Here is a 26,042-nt window from a genome sequence, read left to right as displayed (position 1 = left end):
TCGTGATGGGAGGTGGCAAAGTCATTCATGGCTGCCAGTCCAGGTCGGCGAAACAACATCGTCCGCGTCAACAGTGATCGGCTCCTCTCAGTCGACCAGAATGGCGCAGCCGATCTTGGCGACCAGCACCGCCAGTTGCAACCTAAACTCGAACATTGACAGCTCAGCCGTGCAGGTGTATCAGTCAAAATTTAGGCGATTTTCCTTGTTGCCTGGGTCCGGGTTGGCCTTTTAGGCTCATGCACTAAACGCCATCTTGCATGGCAAGTTAATTGCCGAAAAAACTTATTCTGCGCGCCTCGGCAACGCGTAGTCTCCCCCAGCCGACTAGGAGACTCATCATGGCAACTTACATCGTTCTCTCGAATTTCACAGACCAGGGAATTCGCACCGTGAAAGACACCACTAAGCGAGCTGCTGCTGTCCGCGAAATGGCAAAGAAGTGCGGTATTGAAATGAAAGACATTTACTGGACGCTGGGGAATCACGATTTAGTGGTGACCTTCGACGCGCCCGACGACGCCACCTTCACTGCATTCGGGCTGTCCCTCGGTGCTGCTGGAAATGTCCGGACGCAAACACTTCGCGCATTTTCCGCAGACGAGATGAACGGGATTCTCAGCAAGATGCCGTGAAGAGTTCGACGGGACGTCCGCCCCTGCCGTCGGCTGCGTCGTGCCAATTCATGATGGCTCAAGCGGCTGCTTGCCTGGCTAGGCAAGAGTCGTCGTGAGGGCGCCTGATGCGATCAGCAACGGCTTGCTGGCCATGGTCTAGTTGCAGCGAAAGCCTGGGCGCACGGAGAACCGGAAAATTGAACCTGATATTGCCGGGTTGGCAGCAGGTACGTACCGCGTTGTACCCGCTTGGGGGTGCGTGCCGAACTACGTACCGAATGCAAACCAACCCGCCGATCCTCAGGCACAACCAGCACGGTGCAGGAACGATCATTGACGGACGTAGCAGCTTGACTGTGGTCGAGCTGCTTTTGCCCGACAAGGCGTTTTAGCTGTTCCTGTTCCTGGTCAAGGAACCTTACGGCATCGCAGGCGGTGTGTCAGCCGCAGGATCTTGCAGGCGATAGCGCATGCCTCCGGCATGAAGCATTGCCGCGCTCCGGAGCGGCGTGACATTGAGACATTCATCAAGCTAAGCCCTGGCATATGCTGTCGATGGGCAATTCGGCTGATAGAATCAAGGCTTGCACGCTTGCGCGGCGGCAGGAAAATTAGCCCGGGCAATTGGAGCCGTGAGCCAAAAGAAAGTCGAACTGTTAGCCGCGCGCATAAACTTGAACACGGTCTCTCCCCTTTTGGGAGTATAAAAAATCTAAAAGAAGATACATGAACATGCTTTCAGCCGATGCATTGGCCGCCTATTGGTCGGGCCCGGAAATAACCGCGAACGCCCTGATTTTTTGCAACCTGTTGGGCGCCCTGTTTTTAGGGATGCTGATCGGCTACGAGCGCGCCTATCACGGACGAGCTGCCGGCATGCGCACCTACGGCCTGGTGTGCATGGCATCGACGGCGCTCACCGTGTTCGTCGGTTATCCGGCGCTCTGGTATGGCGGCCATGCCGGCATGCCTCTCAATCCGGATCCGACCCGGGTAGTGCAAGGGGTAGTCACCGGCATCGGCTTTCTTGGCGCCGGCGTGATCATGAAAGAAGGCTTGAATATTCGTGGACTGACGACGGCAGCATCGATCTGGGCATCGGCGGCGGTTGGGGTCCTGGTCGGCGTCGGATTCTACATCGCCGCCATATCGCTCACGGTTCTATCCGCCGGCTGCATGGTCTGGGTGGCCAAGCTTGAATACTGGCTGCCTTCGCGTGCCGGCGTGGCCATCACGGTTGAGTTCGAAAAGGGCTTTGTCCCGCATGAGGATGCGTTGCACAAGATCGCCTCGGAGCACGGCTATGAGATCTCCAAGGATTCGTTGACCATCAGCTCCCGCGACAGGCATGCGAAATGGCACTTCATCGCCAACGCGATCGACAGCAAGAAAGGAACTTCCATGTCCGAACTGGCGCACATGATGAACTCCTACGAGGGTGTCGAACACTTTGAATTGACGCATTGCCGCAACTGAGCCGCCGGCCCGGTTCATTGCGCGCCTTGGCTGGCAATTGGTCCGGCGGCGTCAGGTCTTCGTCAGGGCGACGTGAACCGCATGCGGCGTAGGAACATATTCAGTGCATTGATAACCGAGTTTGGGCAGGTCGATATCGGCCAGAAGATGCTCTCCTGAACCAAGCAGTACCGGCGAGATCGCGAGGTGCAGCTCATCGACCAGCCCGGCGCGAAGATATTGCCGGATCGTGGCGACGCCGCCGCCGAGCCGGATGTCGCGGCTACCGGCAGCTTCGGCGGCTCGCTGGAGAGCGGCGTGGATGCCCTCTGTAACGAAATGGAAGGTCGTGCCGCCTTCCATCGCGAGCGACGGCCGGTGGTGATTGGTCAGCACAAAGACCTCGGTATGGTAAGGCGGATTGTCGCCCCACCAGCCCTTCCAGCTATCGTCGGGCCAGGCGCCCCGGACCGGGCCGAACATGTTGCGCCCCAGGATCCACGCGCCGATGTTGTCGAAGCCGCGCGCGGCAAAGTCGTCATCCACGCCCGTCGTGCCAACCTCTCTTCCAAACATCTGCTGAAAGGTCCGCGTGGCGAAGAACCATTCGTGCAGCGCCATGCCGCCGACACCCAGCGGGTGTTCGAGAGTCTGACCGGGGCCCGCGCCGTAGCCGTCGAGCGATATGGAGAAAGCGTGAACACGGAGCTTGGACATGGCTGGCAATCCTTTCCATTGGCGCCGATAGCCAGCACGGATCGGACCGGACCGGACAATGGCATTGACAACTGCTGCGAACTTTCAAAGTAATAATATATCACCGTACCACCATACACATATGCCGCTGCAAAACCTGTTCACAGCCTGGCCATGAACGAAAAAAAAGCACTTCGGTTTCCCGCAAGTGCTTTTCATCCTGCCATTAAAAAAGCTTACTGGCTGACTACAAACGTAGCCGGTCCCGCCAGTTTGGTATAACCCCCATTGTAAAAATACCAGGCCGTATAGGCGCCAGGCGCAAGCGACGCTGTGCTGAACGATGTCACGCCGCCTTCCGCCCCCACGTATTGCCACATCGTAGAGCTATTGGCGCCCGGGCTGTTGCCAGGCGCGTAGATGCCGACCCAGTTGGACGAATTGGCATTCGCCGGCGTGGTGCTGAAGTTGAAGGCGATGTTTTCCCCTTGCTGCACATTCGGCATGGCCGCGCTGAACGAAGAAGCCGCGGCCTTTGCGTTCGGCGTGAAAGCATCGTTGATCGGCTGGGCATAAGTATCGTTGGCGGTCAGCGGGCTGATTCCGAGCGCGCTTTCAATGGTGCGGCCGGCGCTGTAATGGTTATAGCTCGCCGTGCTGATGGCGCCGCTGCCGACCAGCCCCTGCGAACCGTAGGCGATGGCGCCGACATGGTTGGCGGCGCTGCCCGAGGATTCGTCCCATGTCAGTATCAGCAGCGAGCGCTCATTGGTCCATGCAGGCGATGCGAATATCGGCTGCAAGGTTTGCTTGAGCCACGCGTCCTGCACCTGCAGGCTGTTGGCGGAGCCGTTGCCTGATGCTTCGCCATCGGCGTTGTCGTCGGCGGCTATCCAGGAAAAATTCGGCGTGGTGGCTGCCGACTGCAGGTCGGTGCTGAGCTGGGTAGTATCGAACAGATGCGCCGCGCAGCGGGCCGGGTTGCCGGAGATGTTGGTGTAGTTGATGAACGGCGCATCGTCCGGCTGGTAATAGCTGTCGACATTGTTCTTGGTATTGCACGGGGTGCCCATGCCTTGTTCATAGGCTTTCCAGGTTTTGCCTATCGCTTCAAGGCGGTCGCCGATGTGGCTGGCGCCGACCTTGATGTTCGGAAAGTAGATGGCGCCGGTGACGAAGGTGTCGCCGCCCGAGACCGCCAGGTAGTTCTCATCGCTGGGATGGTAGACGCCGCTGTAATTGGTCAGCAAGGTGCCGCCTTGCGCCAGCGAGTTGATGAACGGGGCGTTGTTGGCGTCGCCTATCACTTGCGAGTAATCGGTGTTTTCCATCATCACGAAAAACACATGGTCGAAGGCCGGCACCGTTGATGCCGGTGCCGCCAGGGCAGGCGCAGGCACGGGAGTCGACAAGGTGAGCGACAGATTGTCGGCGTAGCCGACGTTGTAGGAACCGGAGGTGTTGATGAATTGCAGCTGCACCGCAATCGAGCGCGTGCCGGCCGGCACCGTCCCGCTGTTCGACTTGGCGATGAAGGCATTGGCATTGCCGCGCGCGCTGGCGGTGACGCCGGACAGTTCGCCCGGATTGCCCAGCACCTTGCCGGCAGCGTCGAGGAAGCTTGCGGTAACTACCGCCTGCCCCGCATACACGGTATATCCGCCCAGCCAGCCCGACAGGGAGTAAGTCACCGTGCCGGTATCGATCGCGCTGCTGGCGGAAGACACGTTGATGGTCTGCATCAGTGCGGAGTCGCCATAAGGACCGTCGGCGATGAAAGCATTGCCGGCGGCTGGCGAGGATGGCGTGGTGAAGCTTGCCGCCGAATAGCATACCAGCGTCGGATTGCCCAGCAACACCTGCCAGCCCGGCACGGTTTTAACCGCTTTCCAGTCGGTCGCGCAGACGCCGGTTTCGCCGCCGCCGTTGACGATCAGGTTGCCGCTGCCTGCGGCATGGACTGCGCCGGCAGAAGCCAGCAGCGCCACGCCGGCCGCACAGCCCAGCGCCGTTTTCAGGACGCGTACGGCAAACTGCGTCGAAAAACCAATTTTCTTCAAGCTCATCATATTCTCCAGTGATTGATCGCCCTTGCGCGCAGCCGGCAAAAAGCCCGTCCCTCGCCGCCATGGCAGGCAAGGAACGGGCAATCTACAGCCAGGCTTTGCGCGCCGTCCTGATCGGTCGCTCCCATGGCGGGATTCGGCCGATCAAGCTAGCTGGCGCTATGCCGTTATCAGATTTTTGAAGCAGTCGCGGTCACGGCGGTTTTGCTGGTCGTGCCGGAAGTTGGCTGACCTGTCGCCGGATCGAGGATCAGCGTCGATGTGTTCGGTGCGGCGCTCAGGTTCAGCATGTTGTTGAGCGTACCTGCAATCGCGTCATAGGAACCGGCGATGCGCTGGCCGGACAGCCAGTTGTCTTCGATGAAACGCAGGATCGAGGTCTGGTCGGTCAGCGTGTGGTCGACGTAGTTGGTCTTGGCATACGGCGAGATTACCAGCAGCGGCAGGCGCGGACCGTAGCCGCAGCGGCCTTGTGCGCCAGTCCTGCCGGAGACGCCGGACAGCGCAGTCGCAGTGCCTTGCAGCGAACCCGGACCATTGGTTTTGCATACGCCCGGACCGTTCAGCATGTCCGCCACGCCTGGCGCGGTCAAGCCGTTGCTGCTGAAAGCGGCGGCGGCCGTGGTGTTGGACGACGGATTCAGGATCGGGCTGGCCTGGTGATCGTAAAAGCCGTCCGAATCGTCATAGGCAATCACCACCAGCGTGTTGCTCCAGCCCGGTTGCTGCTGCAGGAAGTTGATGACCTTGGTGACGAAGGCTTGCTCGTCGATCGGATCGGAGTAGCCGGCGTGGCCGTCCTGGTAACCCGGTGCTTTCAGGAAGCTGACCGCAGGATAATTGCCGGCCGATACTGCATCGAAAAAGTCGTGGATGTCGTATTGGTGGTTGGCCGGATCCAGCGTCTTGCCGTCTGCCTGGAAGGTATTGCCGATGGCCGCTACGGCGCTGGGACGGGCATGCTTCAGGTTCTGCGTGCTGGCATAGTACTGGAACGGCTGGTGATGCGGGATGTAATCCTTCTTGGTGACGCCGGTAATTGCCGATGTGGTGGTGCGGTTGCAGCCGGTCGAGCCGTCCGCATTGGTCACGGTCAGGTCAAAGCCGCCCTGGAAAAAACCCCAGCTGACGTTCGCCGCGTTGAGCAGGTCGCCGACGTTCTTGCCGCTCAGCTGCGCTGCATCGCGCGTCATGCAGGCATCGTTCAAAGGCTGGGCATCGCCCGCCAGGTTGATGCCGCCCGCGCCGTCGTTCGACAGCTCGCCGTAGTAGCCGCCGCCGGCAGCATAATTATCAACCTGGCTGGCTGCCAGGTTGGTGGCGATGACGCCGTTGGTCTGGCCGGAAATCAGGTTGATCGCGCCCGGCGCCGACGGCCCGAACGTAGTGCCGAAGGAGTTATCGTTGAGCGCATAGTGCTGCGCATAATTCCACAGCGCCGTCACGGTATTGCCGTCGAAGTAGCCCATGGTCAGGCCGTTGGTGTTGAGCGGCGGCGTCAGCACTTGCGGCGCAGCCGAGTTGCCGGCGCCCAGCGAGGCCGGGAACAGGTCCATGGCGCCGCCGTTGAAGCCCATCTGCTCAGCCTGGTAATCGTGATCCTGATCGGCGATGACGACTTGCGAGCGGTCGAGGCGGAAAGGATTGATCGCGTTGACGCCGTTGCCGGCGTTCAGCGTGGTCGGGTTGGCTGTCAGCAGGCTCGGCACTCTGAGCGCCGCGAAACTCTTGGTGACATCCAGCGGCGTTTGCAGGTTATTCACGACCGGGGTATTGGCAGCGGCAGTGAATGCCGGCTCGCCGGCCGGATTGGCGGCGTTTGGATAAGTGCCGAAATAGTGGTCGAAGGAGACGTTTTCCTGGAAGATCACAACCACATGCTTGATAGGCGTGGCGGTTTTCGATGTCGCCGACGATACCGTGACGCCGGACGACGAGTCGCCGGAGTTGCAGCCGCCCAGCAGGCCGGCGGTGATAGCCAGCGCGAGCGCCGGCTTCGCGAAGCGATGCTCCGCAAGTGTTGAGTGCAGTTTCATTAAGGCTCCTGATGTAGTTTTTTGTGATGAATACGGTTGCGTTCGACTGGCATCCAGCGGCAGCAAGGTCGTCAGCCAATAACCCTGTTCCCTGGCGCAGGCAGCACGCCCCGCATTACTCTTTATTGATGATCAATTGCGATAGTCCGATAGTCCATCAGCGCGCTATGCAGCTTTCTCTCGCGCCGATATTTGTTGAAACGCCGCTTGCCGGATGCTGCCCGGCAGTCGAGAAATGACACAGTGTCAATTCCACTGAGAAACATTCGGAGCTGGATTGTAGGGTCGGCTTGTTACCGCATGATGACGTGCAGGTTTCCTCACCTGATGCATCGGCTCTAATGACAAAGCCCGCGATTTCATCAAGTTGAAATATTTCAGCGCTATTGTGTCGGGTTATTGTTTTCATCCAGATGCTCAGCCTGCGCTCGCAGGCACTGCCGGCTGCGCTGGAAATTTCACCGTTGCACATCCTTGAGCCTTTATGAAAATCCGGTTTCAGCCGCACCCTGCTCTCGCTGCCTCGGCGTCGCCACGCGCAGCCATCCTCGCGTTCGCAACGCTGGCGTTTCTCCTAAGCGCCTGTGACCGCCAGGACAAGGTCAGCGCTGCCGTTGCGCCCGCAGCGGCAGCAACACCGGCGCCGGCAACGGCTGCCCAGGCAGCACTGGCGCGCCTGAATGCCCCGGCGGCGCCGTTAAGCGCCGTGGCGGAGGTCGGACGAAAAATCTTCAACGATCAATCCCTGTCGGCATCCGGCAAGCTGTCCTGCGCGTCCTGCCACAACCCGGACAATGCCCATGCGCCGGCCAACGGCCTGGCGGTGCAGCTGGGCGGCATGCATCTGCAAGCCCAGGGGGGACGCGCGGTGCCGTCGCTGCGTTATCACGAGCACGCGCCGGCATTCTCCATCGGCCCGGACACCAAGCCCGATGAAGATGATAAAGGCGCCGTCCTGCAGGCAGCCGAGGCCAAGGCCGGTACAGCATCGCCCGCTCGGACGGTGGCGAAAGCAACGCTGCAGCCGGCGGCAGCCATGCAGGAAGTGGTGCCGCAAGGCGGCTTCGACTGGGACGGGCGGGCCACCAACCTGACTGACCAGGCCGGCGGCCCCTTGCTGGCGGCGAATGAAATGGCCAACAAGAGCGCCGCGCAACTGCTGGCAAAGCTCAAGGCCGCGCCCTATGCCAAGGACATGCTGCAATTGTTCGGTCCGGCTGTCTTCACCTCGTCCAGCCTGGCGCTGGGCGAAGCCTATTACGCGCTGGCGCTCTACCAGAAAGAGGATCGCAGCTTCCATCCTTACGACAGCAAGTACGACTACTACCTGGCAGAGCAGGTGCAGCTGAGCGAGCAGGAAATGCGCGGACTCAAGCTGTTCAAAGATCCGAAGAAAGGAAACTGCGCCACCTGCCACATCGAAAAACCCTCGCGCGACGGCCACTTCCCGCCGGTATTCACCGACTATCAGTTTGAAGCGCTGGCGGCGCCGCGCAACAAAGCCATCCTGGCCAACCGCGATCCCAAATATTTCGACCTCGGCATGTGCGGTCCGTGGCGCAAGGATGCGGCCAAGCAGCTGAACTACTGCGGTTACTTCAAGACGCCCACCTTGCGCAACGCCGCCACCCGCCAGGTGTATTTCCACAATGGCGTGTTCCATTCGCTGGAAGAGGTCGTGCATTTTTACGTCGAGCGCGAAACCAAGCCGGAAAAATGGTACCCGCGCGGCAAGGACGGCAAGCTGAACAAGTACGACGATCTGCCTGCGGCGTATCACGCCAATGTCGATGTGACCGATGCGCCGTTCGACAACAAGGCCGGTGCGCCGCCGGCGCTGACGGATGATGAGATCAAGGATGTGGTGGCGTTCCTGAAGACGCTGAATGACGGTTATCGGCCAGAGGGCAAGACAATCGTCGGCAAATGAGGCGCCCTAACGGCGACGCTCCTCGGGAATAAATGCCACGACCTGCAATTCGATGGCAAAGCCATGGTGCAGCGCGGGGACCGGCACGATGGCGCGCGCAGGCGTGTGCGCGCCAAAAGCGCGGCTATATACTTCGTTAAACGCAGGCCAGTTTTCCACGCCCACCATGTAAGCGGTGACCTGAACCACGTCCGCATAAGTGCCGCCCGCAGCTTCTATGACCTTTTGGCATTGATCAAGAACCGCTTGGGCCTGTGCCTTGAAATCATGTTTTTCGGGATCGATCAGATCGCGCGCGGGTAGCATTCCGGACAGGAAAACAAAGCCGCTCTGCTCTACCGCTTGCGCATAGTGGCCAAGCGGCGCTGGTGATTCGGCGGTGTGAATGATTTTCATGGATGTCTCCATACAAAACTTTGAATAGCCGGTCGACCTGTGCCTGGCCGAGACTCGGTGCTAATACAGATAACTGATCAGGCGATAAATTTGGCAAAGGACTGCAAGTCCACATTGCCGCCGCTAACGATGATCCCCACCTTTTTTCCTGCAATCGGATAGACGCGCTGAAGCGCCGCCGCAGCCGCCAGGCATCCGGTCGGCTCAACCACGATCTTCATCCTTTCGGCAAAGAATTTCATGGTCTCGATCAGTTGTGCATCAGAGACGGTAACGATGTCGTGTACATGACGCCGTATCACATCGAAATTATGATTGCCGATGTGGGTCACCTTGGCGCCGTCCGCAATGGTGTCCGGCACTTCGATGTGTACTATTTCGCCCTTGCGGAACGACTGCTGGCCATCATTCCCAGCTTCCGGCTCAACGCCAATGACCCGGCAATTCTTGCTCATGCCCGACGCTGCCAGCGCAGATCCTGCCAGCAGGCCGCCGCCGCCGAGACAGACCAGGAGCACATCCAGCTCGCCCACATCCTCGAACAATTCCAAAGCAGCGGTCCCTTGCCCGCAAATCACGTCTGGATGATCATAGGGAGGAATCAGCGTCATGCTTCTTTCTTGCGCAAGCTTGCGGCCGATCTCTTCACGGTTTTCGGTATACCGGTTATAAGTCAAGACTTCTGCGCCATAGCCCTTGGTTGCCTGGATCTTCAACTCTGGCGCATCCTCTGGCATGATGATGACCGCGCGGATGTTGAGAAGGCTGGCGGCCAGGGCAATTGCCTGGGCGTGATTGCCCGAGGAATAGGACAGCACGCCATGGCGGCGCTGCTGTTCGGAGAATTGGGACAAGGCGTTGTATGCGCCGCGAAACTTGAAAGCGCCGACGCGCTGCAGGTTTTCGCATTTGAAGAACAGTTCGGCGCCAGCGATCTGGTTGGCTGTGCGCGACGTCAGGACAGGCGTGCGATGGGCGACATGCTTGATCCGTTGCGCTGCCTGTTGCACGTCGCTGGCGTATAGTTGGCTGGTTTCCATCATGTCGTGCTCTCTTCCGTCGATATAAACAAGATGTGCAAAGTGTAAGACCAAACATCCAATGTCTGTTGCAACACCATGTTGCAGAAAATCACATCAGGAGCCGGTAAATGCAAGGCAGAACGCTATGGGAACTCAAGGTATTCTGTGCCGTCGTCGAAAAGCACAGTTTCGTTACGGCGGCGCGCGTCATGGGCATCTCCCCCAGCTCCGCTACGAGAACCGTGCAGGCGCTGGAGACGCAACTCGGCGTGCAATTGCTGCAACGCTCGCACAAGCTGCTCAGCCTGTCTGCCGCCGGCGAGCTTTACTACGAATCTGCGAAAAAAATGCTGGAAGTGCAAGCTGAAGCAGAAAATGAAATCGCCGGCCTGCAATCGGGCGCGACCGGATCAATCCGGTTTTCGGCGCCCGAAATCTTCAGCCGCTTTTTCCTGCCGGAGCAGATCGCCACGCTTGCGCAGGATTTTCCTGATATCCGCATCGATGTCCTCTATACCGACATCATGGTCGACCCGATCCAGGAAAACCTGGATTTCTCAATCCGCGGCGCCTATCCGCTATCCAGCGAACTGATCGGCTATCCCCTGTGGGACTATGACCGGATTCTGTGCGCCAGCCCGGCATATATCGCAAAGCACGGCGCACCGGATGAACCGGAGGATCTGAGCAGGCACGCCATCGTGCTGCATACCGCACCGCGCATCTTGAAAGACTGGTACTTCAAGTCGGCTGCGCGCACCTTACGGATGCATATGCCGGCGACCCACCGCGTCAGCAGCGGCACCGGCTTGTACGGGTTGATCCGTGCGGGAATGGGAATAGGACGGCTGGCGGCCTGGGTAGCAAAACCGGCAATCGAAAGCGGCGAACTGGTGCATCTTTGCCCTGCCTATCGCATGGTTTCGTCGTCAGGGAAAAATCCGCAAATGCACGCGGTATATGGCGCCAAGGGATTGCCGCGCCGCGCCAAGATGCTGTTGGAAGTACTTCGGACGAAAGGGCTTGAGCTGGGGTTTGAGACGATGATGAAGTAAACCTTCCATCCATTACGCTTTGTGTTGCGACTCTTCAAGCAAGATATCGGGATGACGCAAGGCGATATTCAGCAATGTTCTTGCGGCGCCGGATGGGCTTCTGCTGCCTTGCTCTCATTTCTGCAGCGTACGAACAAATACACCTATCAGCGCCGCAAACCGGGATTGCGATAGACCGGATTGACTCCGGACCTTGGCAATAGGCGACACGACAACTGCCATGGAACGCGCCGCCTTGCCGGCTTTCATCTCTTCCACCGATTTGAGAAAGTCCGCTTGGAGTTGCTCCAGCCCGCTATCCATGATCAATCTCCTCTTTCATAAAAAACCCATCCCTACGAGCCAGAATCCTTATGTCGTAATTACTTCTTTGTATCCAATCACCGCAGTCGCACCCGCCTGAATCAAGTTCCTCTATTTGGATAAAAGCTGTCGATTCTTTGATATTTATCAAGGAATGACAACCGCACTCCGTACTACGCTCATCGATCATTCATTCCACTAGAAAAATCAATGGCAATCGAGCTCTTCAATAACGGCCAGCATGTCTGCGTCATGTTTTCCGACCTGGTCGAAGAAGATGAAGGAGAAGTCGTCCAGACCAACCAGTTCTTCATCTACGACCACGGCCAGGGCGCCCTGATCGATCCTGGCGGCCAGATGACCTACAACGAGCTGTTCATCGCGCTGAGCCGCTTCTTCCCGCCGAAGGAACTGAAATACATCCTGGCCTCGCATGCCGATCCGGACATCGTCGCCTCGGTCGGCCGCTGGCTGACCGGTTCGGAATGCCAGGTGGTCATCTCCAAGCTCTGGTCGCGTTTCATTCCGCACTTTTGCCCGGCGGGGAAAACCGCCGGCCGCATCATTTCCATCCCGGACGACGGCTTCCGGATCCAGATCGGCCGGAGCGAGGTGCTGGCGCTGCCGGCGCACTTCCTGCACTCGGAAGGAAATTTCCAGTTCTACGATCCGGTCAGCAAGATCCTGTTCTCGGGCGACCTGGGGGCATCGATGGTCAGCAATATCGATGCGGCCCAGCCGGTGACCGACTTTCCAGCCCACTTGCGCAGCATGCAATCGTTCCATCGCCGTTATATGAGCGGCAACCGCGCCTGCCGCCTATGGGCGGCGATGGTGAGGCAGCTGGATATCCAGTGCATCGTGCCGCAGCACGGCTGCATGTTCCAGGGGCCGGAGATGGTGGCCCGCTTCATCGACTGGGTCGAACATCTGGAATGCGGCATCGACCTGCTGGGCGAGCAGCACTACAGCTTGCCCAGGAACTGGCTGTTGCCAGAGTAAGGCCGGGTCCGGTATTTCCTTTTCCAGGCAGGCCAGCCTTGCCTTACGTCTGACCAGAAAAATTCGCTGCGGCGACGCTCAAGGCGATGATTTTGGCAGTTCGACAGCGTTGTCCGTTGCGAGCGGCCGCACATAGGTCAGCAAGCTCAGCAGCATCTTCCCGGGCTCTTCGAACTGCACCAGATGCGAGGAGTGCTCGAACCAGATTCCCTTCTTGTAAGGCGCATCCACTTTCTTCAGCCACTCCTCGGTTGGCTGGGATGGCGTGGTGTAGTCGTGCCGCCCCATGAACATGATGACCGGTATCGGGAATTTGACTACCGGCTTGAGATCGACTTCGAGAAACTCGGGCAGCACGGCCCCCAGCGTCAGCATATTGCCCTGGTCAATGGCCGCGGTCGCTTTCTGGTCGTACTCCGGCGACAGCAGCGGTGCATTGAAGTAGTAGCCGAAGTCGCTCCGGTAAGCCGCCAGGCCGCCGTAGTGCTGCGCCCATTTACGCGCAATGATGATGCGTTCGCGGGTGATCGGCTGGGTGCCGGGATAGGGAGCGATGGCTTCCATTTCCTTCACGGCAGCCTGGTTGCCCTCTTTCCGCGCCTGCGCCAGGCCGAATTCGAAGCTGATGCGCTCGTTCTCGCGCACGTTGATCGCCTGGCCGATGCCGACATAGGCGTAGAACAGGTCGGGCCGCGCCAGTGCGGCTTTCATGCCGACGATGGTGCCCCAGCTGTGGCCGGCCAGGATCACCTTTTTCTTTCCATATTTTTTGCTGACATATTGGGCGATGTCGATGGCGTCATTCACATACTGGTCGATGTGCAGGCTGCCGCGCACAGCGTCTGGATCGGCTTCGAGGAAGGATTTTCCGGAAGCGCGCTGGTCGTAGTTGACGACGGTGAAGTATTCCTCGATCGGGCGCTGGTACATCCACATCGTAGGCGCGCTGGGCGATGCCGGACCGCCGTGGATGAAAAGGATGATGGGATTGTCGCGGTCCTGCCCCCGCACAAACAGCCATTGATCGACGCCGCCGATCTTCACTTTGTAGTTCTCTTGCACGCCCTGGGGATTGACGATCTTTCCCAGGTCGGCGACGATTTCACGGCCTTCTGGTTCTTTGCCCATGCTGCCGGCGGCGGCTGTCGCCAGAATCAGAAACGGTATCAATAATTTTGCGATTTTTTTCCCAAACATGTTCATAGTCCCTGTCGCTCCAGATTGGTGGTCAATGGTATTTTTTTCGGGTCATGTCGTTTGCGCGGTGCCCGCAGCACCGCTAACAGACTAAGCGGCATGGTAAATAAGGGATCAGGGACAGTCAATCGGCGCTATTCCGGCCTGCTGTTTTCCATGGATGAACTGCTTGGGGAGGCGACGGATTGCATTTTTTAGGCGCGCGAAAGCGATCTCGGCGGGGAGGATCAAACAAGGTATTCCTGACGGCCCCAGCGCATCAGGCTGCAATAAGGCCGGATATAGAACTGCAACCCATCCTGTTCATCGGCACATACGAAAACCTTGCAAATCGGAGGTGTTCATATGGACGCGGCATGTACTTCGTGGCCCGCTAACTTGGTGTGTTAAGCGCGACGAAAAACAGGGTTACGGCTTTGACAATCCTATAGCCAGCCTCTCACCGCCTATTCGCTATCCGGCTTCGCCAAAGTTTCCAGCAAGCGCGTCGTGAGATAAAGCCGTGGCGCCACGCTGTCGAGGTCAGCCCATTCATCGGACGAGTGGATACGGTCGCCGACAATGCCCATGCCATCCAGCACCACCGGCTTGCCGCTCTTGGGGTTGTAGGCGAAGCCGGCATCGGTGCCATACCGCATGCCGACCGGGACGATGGTCTTGCCCAGCTCTCGATAAATGCGATCGGCGACGGCGGCCAAGCGATCGCTGGCCGGATTCTTGCTGAACGGCGGCCGGCCGTATTCGACCTTGACGCTGACCTCGGTGCCGGGGATGAGTTTCTTCTGCACGATCTTGTCGGCATCGGCTTGTACCCGGGCGATTTCGCTCAGGTCGGACATGCGCATGTCGGCGATGGCGCTGGCCTTGTCGGGAATGATGTTGGCCCTGTCGCCGGCCTGTATGACGGTCCAGCTGACGGTGGTGCCCTTCGCTGCATCGCCCAGGTCTTTCAATTGCACGATCTGGTTGGAGATTTCAACCGCGGCGTTGCGGCCTTTTTCCGGCGCCGAGCCGGCGTGCGAGGCCAGGCCTTTGACGCTCAGGTTGACGTGGGCGATGCCGTTGGTGGAGACGGTCACGCGCTCGGCTTCAGGCGGTTCATAGATCAGCACGTAGTCCTGGTCGGCAGACAGCTTGCGTATCATTTCCCGAGAACCCGCGGAACCCTTTTCTTCATCCGGATTGAACAGCACGGTGAGGGTCTTGTAGCCATCGATGCCGCGCTCGCGCGCCAGGTCGACCGCATACAGCACGATCAGGGCGCCGCCCTTGGCGTCGGCAACGCCGGGACCAAAGGCCTTGCTGCCCTCGACCCTGAACGGCCGCTTGGCGGCTTCGCCCACGCCGAACACGGTGTCAAAGTGAATCATCAGCATGATGTTTTTCGTGCCCTTGCCTTGCAGGACGCCGAGCACCATTTTGCCGGCCGAGGGCGGCGCGGCGACAATCTCGACCTTGGCGCCGAGATCCTTGAGGCGCTGTGCAAGGAAAGTCTCGACCTGTCCCAGGCCCTTGGCGTCGTCGGTGCCGGAATCGATGTTCACCAGGGTGGCGAGGTCGCGCACGAAATCCGGCTTCTTCTTGTTGGCGGCGGCCATCAGTGCATTGTCTGTTTGCGCGAAGCCGGTCGTGCAGATGAAGCATGACGCTGCCGCCAGCAATGTAAGCATGGCATTTTTTCTCATGGTGTCTCCAATATTATTTTATTGACGTGACCGAAAGTGCGATAGCTTGTCCGGCGGAAGGCCGCGCCAGTCGCTGGCGCACAGAGGCGCTAACCCATGCCGCGCCCGCCGTCCTTGGCCGTGGCCATCTCGAACAGGTCGAATACGTCTTCGTAGAGGAAGGACTTTTTTACTGGCGGGGCATACTCCGCCGGACTGCCGTAGGCGAGGATTTTTTGTTCGCAGTCGTGTTTGGTCCTGGCAATGATGGCGTCGGTCTTGTCGCCTTCCAGGTTTGCGGCTACCCAATATGTCAGCTTCATAGTCTCCCCTGCTTCGGTTCAAATTTCGCCGTGCTGCCGACGCGTCGCCAATTCACGGCGGCACGCAGACATGAAATCGCGCTTGCGCCTTACAGTGACATATTTTCCCGGATTTGTCTTTGATGCTTCTTGTCCGAACCCGGAATTCCCGGCTGCTCACTGCACCTCGTAAGCCTTCATGCTTTCCGACCAGCGCAAGGTCTGGCGCCACTTGCCGCGCTGTTCGCGCAACTGGAGATCATGGAAGCCATCGCTCATGCCTGGCAGGACACTGAGTGAGTTGCTGCCGTAATAAATGTCGTGGCTGCGGGTGCCGTCCTTATGCCAGTCGCCGGCGATCATCTTGTTGAACAGCATAGGTTGGGCAAACACAACCCGCAGCGACTTGCCGTCGATGTGGAACAGGTACAAGGCTTCGAACGAAGCCCCGCCGCCGGCATAGCCTTCGAACCATCCGGCCCGCACACCGAAGGCGTAGTCGCCCTCGCGCAGCAAGTAGGGAGCGAGATCGAAGCGCTGCCAGTTGTCCGGCAGGCCGGTTGCCGGCCCCTTGCCGTCTTCCGAACCAATCGCTTGCGGGGTGTCGATATTGGTCGACCCCCAGTCGGTAGGCACTGCGACGGCTTCCTCAGTCCTGGCGATAAGACGCGGTTCCGCCTCGCCACTGCGCTCGAAGACGCCAAACCGGATTTCATTGTCCTGGCCGTCGCGGAAACCGTCGCAGGACGATGCCTGATACTGCAGGGCCTGCGCCGCTTGTGCGGGTGAAGCCGCCAGGCATACCACCGCCACATACCAGCCCGGCCGCTGCGGCCACGGCTTGGCGCCGGCCAGCACCACACGCGCCGGGTCGCTCCCAGGCGCCAGTTGCGCTGCCAACAAGCTCTTGCTGAAACCCGGCGGCAACCGGACCCCGAAACCGTCCGGCGCCGGCGCACCGCTCATTTCGCGGTCGAAGGCGGCGCGCGCATCGCGGTTCTTGATCGCACCGCGCACCTGATCGATGGACCGCACTGTAGTATCGGCATTCGCATGCGCGAGCGGCAGCAAAGAAACGGCGGCACATAGCAACAGGTGTTTGAAATGGGAATTCATAGGTATGAGATATCGGCTCCAATAGTGACGAGCGTCATTCTATCAGTTCAATAATTGGCCAAATGCAGGCAGCATCCTGCGGCAAGCCAGGCGTCCTCCTCGCCTGGAGCTCGTGTTTATACCGCCTGCCGCCGCAACGTCAGCAACAGTGAAGCAAAGCCAATGAAAGCGGCGCCGACGAAGCGGCTGAGCCATTTGGCGAACAAGGGCTTGACCAGCATGCCGCGAGCGCGCGAAGCGATGAAAGCGTAGCTCAGGTGGGTGCTGTAGGAGATCGTCATGAAGATCGTCATCAGGATCAGGAACTGCGGCAGCAAGGCGGTCTTGGCGCTGATGAATTGGGGGAACAGCGCGGTGAAGAACAGCACGGCCTTGGGATTGGTGGCCGCTGTCAGGAATGCTTCGCCATACAGCTGGCGGCGCTTCGGCGGGACTTCTTCCTTGCCCGCTTCAGCTTCGACGGCCAGCACGGCGCCGCGGCCGAACAAATGGCGCACGCCGATATAGAACAGGTAGCCGGCGCCGATCAGCTTGACCACGCCGAACACCAGCGCGGACGACTTGAGCAGGACGCCAAGGCCGAGTATCGCCGCGGTCGACAGGCAAAACACACCGGAGATATTGCCCAGGCCGGACCACATCACCGAGCGCGGGCCGTAGGTCGCGCCGTTGCGCAGGCTGAGCAGGATGGACGGTCCGGGGCTCAGGATGGACAGGGCCGCCATCGCGGTGAAGGTAAGGATAGTCTGGGTATTCATCGCACGGGCTTTCGGGTTCGGAATAGTCGACAATTCGTAGGCCGATCCGGCCCGGTTCAATGAAGAACCGCGCACCTCGCATCGACATGGAAGCCTATCACGATCTCATCCGGTGCGTCAGGAGCTGCTCCAGCCTCCTCCCATCACCTTGTAGAGATTGATCCGGTTGTTCTGTTCCAGCAGGCGCAAGGAAATCAGGCTTTGCCGTGCGCCATACCAGCTACGTTCCGCCACCAGCGAATTCAGATAGCTGTCGATGCCGCTGCGGTAGCGCGCCTCCGACAGGCGATAGCTCCTGGCCGAAGCGTCGGCCAGGCGTTGCTGAGCGCCCAGGCGCTGAGACAGCGTGGCACGCTCGGCCAGCGCGTCGGCGACCTCCCTGAAGGCGACCTGGATCGCCTTTTCATAATTGGCGATCTCGATTTCCTTGCTCACCTTTGCGGCATCAAGGCTGGCGCGATTGCGGCCGGCATTGAAAATCGGAATATTGATCGACGGCAGGAAGCTCCAGGCGCCGCTGCCCGGCTTGAACAAGCCGGCCAGGCTGCTGCTGGCGGCGCCGCCGCCGGCCGTCAGCGTAATGCTGGGGAAAAATGCCGCGCGCGCCGCGCCGATGTCGGCGTTGGCGGCAATCAGGCTTTGTTCGGCCGCCAGCACATCAGGTCTTTGCAGCAGCAGGTCCGACGATAGCTCCGCAGGCGTCGCCAGCAGCTCTGCCGACGCTTGCGGGACACTGTCCGGCAGCAAGTGCGCCGGCACGGCGGTGCCGGCCAGCAGGTTGAGCGCATTCAAATCCTGCTGCACGCGACTGGTGAATTCACCCAGATCCACCTGCGCTGCTTCGACGCTGGCTTGCGCCGTCGACAAGTCCAGGCCGGAAGTAGAACCGATTGCGTGGCTGCGCTGGCTCAGGTCGTAAGAAATCTGCTGGCTCTTCAAGGTATCCCTGGCCAGCAGCAGGCGTTCATTGTCAGCCGCCAGCGTCAGCCAGGCGCCGGCGACTTCCGCCACCAGGCTGATCTGCACGCTGCGCTGCATTTCCACATTGAACTGATAGGACGCCTGCGCAGCTGTGCTGAGGTTTTTCAGCCGCCCGAAAAAATCCAGCTCGTAGGAACTGAAGCCCAGCTGCACGTTCTGGTTGCGCGAGATAGTCGCGGCGCTGCCGCTGGCACGGTCGGCCGGCGTGCGTGCGATGTTGCTGCCGGCTGCGACGCCGAGCGACGGATATCTGGATGCATCCTGGATCCGGTATCGGGCGCGCGCTTTTTCGATGCTCAGGACAGCGACCCGCAAGTCGCGGTTGTTCGCCAGCGCCAGCGCGATGACTTCACGCAGGCGGGCATCCATGATGAAGCTGCGCCAGTCAAGCGCATCGGCGGCGTCCTGCGTCGTCCCTTGGCTTGCATGATGCGACCATGCGGACGGCACCGGCGCGGCCGGCCGCGCATAGTCGGGCGCCAGGTTGACGCAACCGCCGAGCAGGATCGCAAGGCCAGCTATCCATGTAGTATTGCGCATCACTCACCTGCCTTTTGCGGCTCTGCCGCTGCTACTGCGCCGCGGCGCTGTTGCACCAGGCGGCAGATCAGATAGTAAAACAAGGGGGTAAAGAAAATTCCCAGCAGCGTCGCCGAAATCGTCCCGCCCAGGACACCGGTGCCGATAGCCCGCCGGCTGGCCGATCCGGCGCCGCTGGCGAGCGCCAGCGGCAGCACGCCGAACATGAATGCCAGCGAAGTCATCAGGATAGGCCGCAGGCGCAGAAGCACCGCTTCCAGCGTCGCCTCCAGCAGCGACTTGCCAGACTCGTGCAACTGCTTGGCGAATTCAACGATCAGGATCGCGTTCTTGCAAGACAGGCCGACCGTGGCCAGCAGACCGACCTGGAAATAGACATCGTTGGACAAGCCGCTGGCCGAGGTCAGCAGCACGGTGCCGATGATCCCCAGCGGCACGATCAGGATCACCGCGAACGGCACCGACCAGCTTTCGTACAACGCCGCCAGGCACAGGAATACGAACAGGATGGAAGCTGCATACAGGAGCGGCGCCTGCGAGCCTGAAAGGCGTTCCTGGTAGGACTGGCCAGTCCATTCATAGCCTATCCCGGGCGGCATCTGCGCCATGATGCGCTCCACTTCCTGCATCGCCGCGCCGGAACTGACGCCTGGCGCCGGCTCGCCGACGATCTCGAAGGAAGAAACGCCGTTGTAACGTTCCAGCAAGGAAGGTCCATAGCTCCAGCTGGCGCTGGTAAAAGCGGAAAACGGCACCATCTGGTTGGCGGAATTGCGCACATGCCATAGCCCGAGGTCATCCGTCTGCATCCGGAACGGCGCATCGCCCTGCACATAGACGCGTTTGACGCGGCCGTTGTTGAGGAAATCGTTGACGTAGGCGCCGCCCATCGCGGTCGACATGGTGGAATTGATGTCCGCCGTGCTCAAGCTCAGCGCGCCGGCTTTGCTGTCGTCGATATCGACGCGGAACTGCGGCCCGTCGTCGAGGCCTGTGGTGCGCACATTGGCCAGCTTGTCGCTCTTGCGGGCCAAGGCGACAAACTCGTCGCGCGCCTGCATCAGCGCCTCATGACCGACGCCGCCGACATCCTTCATCTGCACATCGAAACCGGAACTCTGGCCGAGGCCGCGCACCGCCGGCGGCAGGGTCACGAAAATCCTGGCGTCGCGTATCTTTGCCAGATCCCGGTTGGCGCGGCGCGCAATCTCGGCCGCGCCCTGGGATTTTTCCTTGCGCTGCCCCCAATCCTGCAGCTTGATGAAGGCGCGGCCGACGTTCTGGTTATTGCCGCCCGAGCCGGAACCGGTAATCGAGAGCAAGGCGTCGATTACCTCCGGCTGCTTCAGGAAATACTGCTGCACGGTGCGCATGACCTGCGTGGTCTGCCCCTCGGTGGCGCCCGCCGGCAGCTGGACCTGGGCATTCAGCACACCTTGGTCTTCATCCGGCAGGAAAGAGGTCGGCAGGCGCATCAGGCACACCGCCATCGCTGCCACAATCAGCGCATAGGTCAGCAGGCTGCGGCGGCCGCGCCCCAGCACGCCAGCGACGCCGGACTGGTAACGCCTTGCATTGCGTTCAAACGTGCGATTGAACCAGCCGAAGAAGCCTTTCCGCGCAGCCTGGCCGTGGACATGCGGCTTGAGCATGGTGGCGCACAGCGCCGGCGTCAGGGTCAAGGCGACCAGCACCGACAAGCTCATGGCGGAAACTATGGTGACGGAAAACTGGCGATAGATCACGCCGGTCGAGCCGCCAAAGAACGCCATCGGAATGAATACTCCGGACAGCACCAGCGCGATGCCGACCAGCGCGCCGCTGACCTCGGACATCGCTTTACGGGTCGCTTCCTTCGCGCTCAGCGCCTGCTCCGCCATCAGCCGTTCGACGTTTTCCACCACTACGATAGCGTCATCCACAAGCAGCCCGATCGCCAGCACCATGCCGAACATGGTCAGGGTATTGATCGAGTAGCCGAACAGCGACAGCACGCCGAAGGTGCCGAGCAAGACCACCGGCACCGTGATCGCCGGGATGAAGGTGGCCCGCAGATTCTGCAGGAACAGGTACATGATCAGCACCACCAGCACGATCGCCTCCAGCAAGGTCTTGACCACTTCCTTGATGGAGACCCGCACGAACGGCGTGGTGTCGTAACCGACGGTGCTGCTCAGTTTCAACGCCGGCGGAAAATACGGCTCCAGCTCCTGCATCTTGGCCAGCACAGCCTTGGAAGTCTCCAGGGCGTTGGCGCCGGACGCCAGCTGCACCGCCAGCGCCGCGGAATGCCTGCCGTTCTGCTGGGCCTTGACATCGTAGCTTTCGGCGCCGATTTCCACCCGCGCCACGTCCTGCAACCGCACCACCGCGCCGTCGCTGGCGGATTTCACCACGATCTGGCGAAACTGCTCCGGCGTGCTCAGCTTGCTGCGGGCGGTAATGGTGGCGTTCAGCTGCTGGCTCTGGATGGCTGGCAATCCGCCCAGCTGGCCGGCCGAGATTTCCGCATTCTGCGCTTCCAGCGCACGGCTGACATCGGACGGCATCAGCGCGTATTTATACAGCTTGGCGGGATCGAGCCAGATGCGCATCGCGTAGTTGGTGCCGTAAGCCGTGACGTCGCCGACGCCCTCCACCCGGCTGATCTGGTCAATCAGCGTGCTGCTGATGAAGTCGCCGATATCCACTCCCGTGACCTTGGGATCGTCCGAGACCAGCGATACGATCATCAGGGTGTCGCTGGCGGCCTTGGTCACCGTCACGCCGGTGCTCTGGACTGCCTGCGGCAGCCGGGAGCTGGCTTGCTGCAGCTTGTTCTGCACCTGCATCTGCGCCACATCCGGATTGGTGCCGGCCTTGAAATTCAGGGTGATGTTGCTCCTGCCGGCAGAACTGCTGGAGGCCGCCATGTATTCCAGGTTGTCCAGGCCTTTCATTTGCTGCTCGATCACCTGCGTGACAGAATCTTCCAGCGTCTTGGCCGATGCGCCGGCATAGTTGGCGCGGATGTTGACCTTAGGCGGAGCGATGTCGGGATACTGTTCCAGCGACAGCGAGACGATAGAGATCACGCCGGCCAGCATGATGACAATGGCCAGGACCCATGCAAAGATGGGCCGGTTGATGAAGAAGTGCGCCATGATCCTCCCTTAACGCGCGCTGATCCGCGGCGTCTGCTGCATCTGCGGCGGCGCGCTCATATCGACGGCGCGTACGCTATCGCCAATCCTGATTTTTTGCAGGCCGTCGACGATCACCCTGTCGCCCGCCTGCAAGCCATCGCTCACCCACCAGCGGTTGCCGATGGCGCGCCCCACCGTCAGTGCGCGCCGCTCGACTTTGCCGGCATCGTTCAGGATCAGGGCCGTGGCTGCGCCCAAGGGGTCGCGCGTGACGGCCTTCTGCGGCACCAAGATGGCGGCCTGGTCGACCGCTTCCTCCAGCTGAGCCCGCACATACATGCCCGGCAGCAGCATGCCGTCCGGATTCGGGAATTCGGCGCGCAAAGTGATCATGCCGGTGCCGGTGTTGACGCTCAGGCCGCTGAACTTGAGCTTGCCCGGCTGCGCATAGACGCTGCCGTCTTCCAGCACCAGCCGCACCGGCGCTTCGTCGCGGCCGACTGCCTTGATGTTGCCGCTGGCCAGTTCGCGCCGCAAGCGCAGGACGTCGACGCTAGCCTGCGTCACATCGACATAGATCGGATCGATTTTTTGTATGGTGGTCAAGGCGACGCTCTGTTGCGCCACCACCAGCGCCCCCGGCGTGACTGTCGAGGTTTCGATGCGGCCCGAGATCGGCGCCGCGATGCGGGTGAACTCAAGATTGATGGCCGCCGTCTTCAGCGCCGCGCGCGCCACTTCCAGCGCGGCCTGATTTTCGCTCAGCACGCTTTGCGCATCGTCGTTATCCTGCTTGCTGACCGCATCTATCTTGTTCAGCTCCATGTAACGCTGCGCTCTCAGTTTCGAGGCGCGCAATGTCGCTTCTGCTTTCGACAGCGAAGCCCTGGCGCTGTCAAAAGCAGCCTGGTAGGCGGCTGGATCGATCTGGTACAAGGCTTGCCCTTGCTTGACATCCGCCCCTTCGGTAAACAAGCGACGCTGGATAATGCCGCTGATCTGCGGCCGTATATCTGCGCTCAGATAGGCGACAGTGCGTCCAGGCAACTCGATCGACACCGACTGCGGCTCCGGCTGCACGGTTACAGTGCCGACTTCGGCCGCGGCTTTCGGCGCCGGCACGTCGATGGATTTTGAGCAGGCGCCCAGCACGGCAGCGGCCAGCAACGGCGACAGCATCAGCTTCAACAGGGATTTTCCAGGTAGCATGGCGGGGTCGCAGCCGCCCACTCAACTTGCGCCGAGGCATGGCTACGATCTAAGAATTCATCGGATCTGCCATGGTAAGGACAAAATGTGGAGAAATATTGAGGAAGCAGATAGTCCTGAAAATCTTCCCAAGACTTCACTTCCTTGCTACCCTAAGCCGCAAATCGACCAGCCGCCAAGGACCCTGCCGTGCGCCTCATCCTGCCCGGAACCAGCATCCGACTAAAACTTTTCTACGCCATGCTGGCCATGGCGGTAGCTGTGATTGTCGCCATGAGCGTGGTGGCGCGCCTCAGTTTCACCCATGATTTCCTGGGCTACCTGAATGAGCAGGCGCAAGAGCGGATGGAAGAACTGACGCCGCACCTTGAGCAGTCATACCGTGAACACGGCAGCTGGCAATTCATGAGGGACAATCCCGGCGCCTGGCATTACCTGTTGCGCACCACTCGCCCTGAGCTCGATTCCGATACGCCGTCATCCCGCTTTGCACCATCCGGTTCCGACCTGACCGGCGCCCATCTGCGTTTTACGCTGCTCGACGCGGACCGCAAGTTCGTGGCCGGCTTTCGCGACATGCAGGCAGATGCCTTGCCGCGCCCCCTGATGCGCGACGGCGCCATCATCGGCTGGGTGGCGCTGACGCCGTTCGAGAGCGTGATCACGGCAATCGACCAGCGCTTCCAGCACAAGCAGCTGCTGGCGCACCTGCTGATCGGCCTGGTGTCGATTTTATTTACCGGTTTCATTGCCATCAAGATCGCCAGCGTCTTGCTGTCGCCGCTGACCCGCCTGGCCAAGGCCACGCACCGGCTGGCCGGCGGCGACTACAGCACCCGGGTTGAAGTGGCGACGCAAGATGAAATCGGCCGCCTGTCCGCCGATTTCAACCAGCTGGCGCTGACGCTGGAACGCAATGAAAAAATGCGGCGCGACTTCATGGCCGACGTCTCGCATGAACTGCGCACGCCCCTGGGCATACTGAACGGCCAGCTGGAAGCGATGGAGGACGGCTTGCTGGACACCAGCATGGAAACTGTCAAGTCCTTGCAATCGGAAGTGGCCGCGCTCAACAAACTTGTCAACGATCTATATGAATTATCGCTGGCCGATGCCGGCGCGCTGACTTATCGCAAGGCCGATATCGATATCGGCGCGCTGCTGCGTGCCAGCTTGCAGTCTTACGAAGACATCTATCGCGAACATCGCCTGGCTGTCGCCATCGACCTGCCGGAGCAGCCGATGCTGGTGCATGCCGACGCTGGCCGCCTGCAGCAATTATTCAAGAATATCCTGGAAAATACCCTGCGTTATACCGACGGTGGCGGCCGCCTGAACATTACAGGCAAGCGCGAACAGCAGCGCTGGCTGCTGCAGTTCGACGACAGCGCGCCCGGCACCACGGCGGCAACGCTGCCACGCTTGTTCGAACGCTTCTTCCGCGCCGACGCCTCGCGCAACCGGGCCCATGGCGGCGCCGGGCTCGGACTGGCGATCTGCCAGCACATCGTCGAAGCGCATGAAGGCAGCATCAACGCCGACGCTTCCGCGCTCGGCGGCCTGCACCTGAGCATACGGCTGCCCGCCAGCCTGGCCTGAATATTCACCATGCCGACAGATCACTTCACGTTTTCCGCCCCGCTTTCCGCCGATATCCTGATCGTCGAGGATGAGCCGAAAATGGCTGGACTGCTGCAAACCTACCTGACCGCCGCCGGCTATACCTCGCGCTGGATCAGCGACGGCCGCGAGGCCCTGCCGCAGGTGCGCGGCAGGATGCCGGACCTGATCCTGCTCGATATCATGCTGCCGGGCTGCGACGGCTGGCAGATCTGCCGCCAACTGCGGGAATTCAGCGATGTTCCTATCCTGATGCTGAGCGCCAGGATCGGCGAGGAAGACCGGCTGCAAGGCCTGGAACTGGGCGCCGACGACTACATCTGCAAGACGCCTTTCAGTCCGCGCGAGATCGTGGCGCGGGTCAAGGCGATGCTGCGCCGCCGTCGCCGCGACACCCCTGCCGCGCCCTCAGCCTTGCACATCGACGCGGAGTTGCATAGCGCCAGCATCAATGGCGTCACGCTCAGCCTGACGCCGCAGGAATACCGGCTGCTGAAAGCGTTGGCAGCGACGCCGGGAAGGGTATTCTCGCGCGACCAGCTGCTGGACAAGCTGCATGACGACTACCGTCCGGTGACCGACCGCGCAGTCGACAGCCATATCAAGAACCTGCGCCGCAAGCTGGAGCCCTTTTTCGACGGCCGCAATGTCATCCACGCCATCTACGGCGTGGGTTACAAGTTTGAAATCGTCGAAAGCCATTGAGAATTTCGTAAAGCGCAACAAAACCGTAACCTGGTTTTCGTCGCGCCTAACACGCGTAGCTAACTGGGGTCAGAGTGAACTTTCTGCGTGCTTTTTGCAGAAACTTCACTCTGACCCCACTTAGCGGGCTACGGAGTACATGCCGCCTCGTTAGAAAACAAATCCATGTAGCGCGTTCTATCTTTCTCCGAATCCGTCATGTGGGGTCAGAGTCGACTTTCGCGAAAAAGCATCGCGAAAGTCGACT

General features: G+C 60.4%; 21 protein-coding genes. 7 read left to right on the top strand and 14 right to left on the bottom strand.

What is annotated here, in order from left to right:
- The first annotated feature begins 341 nt into the window (after window positions 1-341).
- Both KHU30_RS19245 and KHU30_RS19240 read left to right on the top strand, forming a co-directional pair.
- Complete coding sequence (locus KHU30_RS19245) at window positions 342-635, top strand: GYD domain-containing protein (protein WP_211444232.1); 294 nt, start codon at window positions 342-344, stop codon at window positions 633-635.
- Window positions 636-1,343: 708 nt separating this feature from the next.
- Window positions 1,344-2,093 (top strand): MgtC/SapB family protein, encoded by a 750-nt coding sequence (locus KHU30_RS19240; RefSeq protein WP_329956586.1) that lies wholly within the window; start codon window positions 1,344-1,346, stop codon window positions 2,091-2,093.
- A 51-nt stretch (window positions 2,094-2,144) separates the two neighbouring features.
- Here KHU30_RS19240 and KHU30_RS19235 read toward each other — a convergent pair whose 3' ends face one another.
- The 3 genes from KHU30_RS19235 to KHU30_RS19225 all read right to left on the bottom strand — a co-directional run bounded on the left by KHU30_RS19235 (window position 2,145) and on the right by KHU30_RS19225 (window position 6,870).
- Window positions 2,145-2,789, bottom strand: a complete 645-nt coding sequence (locus KHU30_RS19235; RefSeq protein WP_211444231.1) for a dihydrofolate reductase family protein — start codon at window positions 2,787-2,789, stop codon at window positions 2,145-2,147.
- Window positions 2,790-3,004: 215 nt separating this feature from the next.
- Window positions 3,005-4,834, bottom strand: a complete 1,830-nt coding sequence (locus KHU30_RS19230) for an alkaline phosphatase family protein (protein WP_211444230.1) — start codon at window positions 4,832-4,834, stop codon at window positions 3,005-3,007.
- A 170-nt stretch (window positions 4,835-5,004) separates the two neighbouring features.
- On the bottom strand, window positions 5,005-6,870 hold the full coding sequence (locus KHU30_RS19225; RefSeq protein WP_211444229.1) for a phospholipase C: 1,866 nt from the start codon (window positions 6,868-6,870) through the stop codon (window positions 5,005-5,007).
- Between the two features lie 484 nt (window positions 6,871-7,354).
- On the opposite strand from KHU30_RS19225, the gene KHU30_RS19220 reads away from it, so the two are divergent.
- The gene (locus KHU30_RS19220) at window positions 7,355-8,800 is read left to right on the top strand and encodes a cytochrome-c peroxidase (RefSeq protein WP_211444228.1); all 1,446 of its coding nucleotides are present in this window, start codon (window positions 7,355-7,357) and stop codon (window positions 8,798-8,800) included.
- 6 nt (window positions 8,801-8,806) lie between these two features.
- Here KHU30_RS19220 and KHU30_RS19215 read toward each other — a convergent pair whose 3' ends face one another.
- Together KHU30_RS19215 and KHU30_RS19210 are read right to left on the bottom strand one after the other, a co-directional pair.
- Complete coding sequence (locus KHU30_RS19215) at window positions 8,807-9,196, bottom strand: RidA family protein (protein WP_211444227.1); 390 nt, start codon at window positions 9,194-9,196, stop codon at window positions 8,807-8,809.
- A 77-nt stretch (window positions 9,197-9,273) separates the two neighbouring features.
- A complete protein-coding gene (locus tag KHU30_RS19210) occupies window positions 9,274-10,236 on the bottom strand; it encodes a threo-3-hydroxy-L-aspartate ammonia-lyase (RefSeq protein WP_211444483.1) in 963 nt (320 codons plus the stop codon).
- A gap of 110 nt (window positions 10,237-10,346) precedes the next feature.
- Here KHU30_RS19210 and KHU30_RS19205 point away from each other — a divergent pair, with 110 nt between their 5' ends.
- Window positions 10,347-11,273: a LysR family transcriptional regulator gene (locus KHU30_RS19205; RefSeq protein ID WP_211444226.1), complete on the top strand. Its 927-nt coding sequence runs from the start codon at window positions 10,347-10,349 to the stop codon at window positions 11,271-11,273.
- A gap of 114 nt (window positions 11,274-11,387) precedes the next feature.
- On the opposite strand, the gene KHU30_RS25585 is transcribed toward KHU30_RS19205, so the two are convergent.
- Window positions 11,388-11,576, bottom strand: a complete 189-nt coding sequence (locus KHU30_RS25585) for a helix-turn-helix domain-containing protein (protein ID WP_329956699.1) — start codon at window positions 11,574-11,576, stop codon at window positions 11,388-11,390.
- Between the two features lie 210 nt (window positions 11,577-11,786).
- On the opposite strand from KHU30_RS25585, the gene KHU30_RS19195 reads away from it, so the two are divergent.
- On the top strand, window positions 11,787-12,578 hold the full coding sequence (locus KHU30_RS19195) for an oxygen-binding di-iron domain-containing protein (protein WP_211444225.1): 792 nt from the start codon (window positions 11,787-11,789) through the stop codon (window positions 12,576-12,578).
- 78 nt (window positions 12,579-12,656) lie between these two features.
- Here KHU30_RS19195 and KHU30_RS19190 read toward each other — a convergent pair whose 3' ends face one another.
- The 8 genes from KHU30_RS19190 to KHU30_RS19155 form a co-directional block, all read right to left on the bottom strand.
- The gene (locus KHU30_RS19190; protein ID WP_230427476.1) at window positions 12,657-13,775 is read right to left on the bottom strand and encodes an alpha/beta hydrolase; all 1,119 of its coding nucleotides are present in this window, start codon (window positions 13,773-13,775) and stop codon (window positions 12,657-12,659) included.
- Window positions 13,776-14,221: 446 nt separating this feature from the next.
- Entirely contained in the window at window positions 14,222-15,460 is a 1,239-nt protein-coding gene (locus KHU30_RS19185) for a glutamate carboxypeptidase (RefSeq protein WP_211444223.1), read from the bottom strand.
- Window positions 15,461-15,549: 89 nt separating this feature from the next.
- Complete coding sequence (locus tag KHU30_RS19180) at window positions 15,550-15,762, bottom strand: hypothetical protein (protein ID WP_211444222.1); 213 nt, start codon at window positions 15,760-15,762, stop codon at window positions 15,550-15,552.
- Window positions 15,763-15,918: 156 nt separating this feature from the next.
- Window positions 15,919-16,776 (bottom strand): hypothetical protein, encoded by an 858-nt coding sequence (locus KHU30_RS19175; RefSeq protein ID WP_329956698.1) that lies wholly within the window; start codon window positions 16,774-16,776, stop codon window positions 15,919-15,921.
- Window positions 16,777-16,973: 197 nt separating this feature from the next.
- On the bottom strand, window positions 16,974-17,615 hold the full coding sequence (locus KHU30_RS19170; protein ID WP_211444221.1) for a LysE family translocator: 642 nt from the start codon (window positions 17,613-17,615) through the stop codon (window positions 16,974-16,976).
- 117 nt (window positions 17,616-17,732) lie between these two features.
- A complete protein-coding gene (locus KHU30_RS19165; protein ID WP_211444220.1) occupies window positions 17,733-19,136 on the bottom strand; it encodes an efflux transporter outer membrane subunit in 1,404 nt (467 codons plus the stop codon).
- A complete protein-coding gene (locus KHU30_RS19160) occupies window positions 19,136-22,279 on the bottom strand; it encodes an efflux RND transporter permease subunit (RefSeq protein WP_211444219.1) in 3,144 nt (1,047 codons plus the stop codon). Before KHU30_RS19160 ends, KHU30_RS19165 begins: the two co-directional genes overlap by 1 nt.
- A gap of 9 nt (window positions 22,280-22,288) precedes the next feature.
- Window positions 22,289-23,470, bottom strand: a complete 1,182-nt coding sequence (locus KHU30_RS19155) for an efflux RND transporter periplasmic adaptor subunit (RefSeq protein ID WP_211444218.1) — start codon at window positions 23,468-23,470, stop codon at window positions 22,289-22,291.
- 189 nt (window positions 23,471-23,659) lie between these two features.
- On the opposite strand from KHU30_RS19155, the gene KHU30_RS19150 reads away from it, so the two are divergent.
- Entirely contained in the window at window positions 23,660-25,069 is a 1,410-nt protein-coding gene (locus KHU30_RS19150; RefSeq protein ID WP_329956697.1) for an ATP-binding protein, read from the top strand.
- A 9-nt stretch (window positions 25,070-25,078) separates the two neighbouring features.
- The gene (locus KHU30_RS19145; RefSeq protein ID WP_211444217.1) at window positions 25,079-25,795 is read left to right on the top strand and encodes a response regulator; all 717 of its coding nucleotides are present in this window, start codon (window positions 25,079-25,081) and stop codon (window positions 25,793-25,795) included.
- The last annotated feature ends 247 nt before the right edge of the window (window positions 25,796-26,042 follow it).

Source organism: Collimonas humicola (assembly GCF_018304945.1).
Classification (GTDB): Bacteria; Pseudomonadota; Gammaproteobacteria; order Burkholderiales; family Burkholderiaceae_D; genus Collimonas; species Collimonas humicola.
Note: the sequence above shows the minus strand (reverse complement) of the source record. Positions and strands in the feature narration are given on the sequence as shown.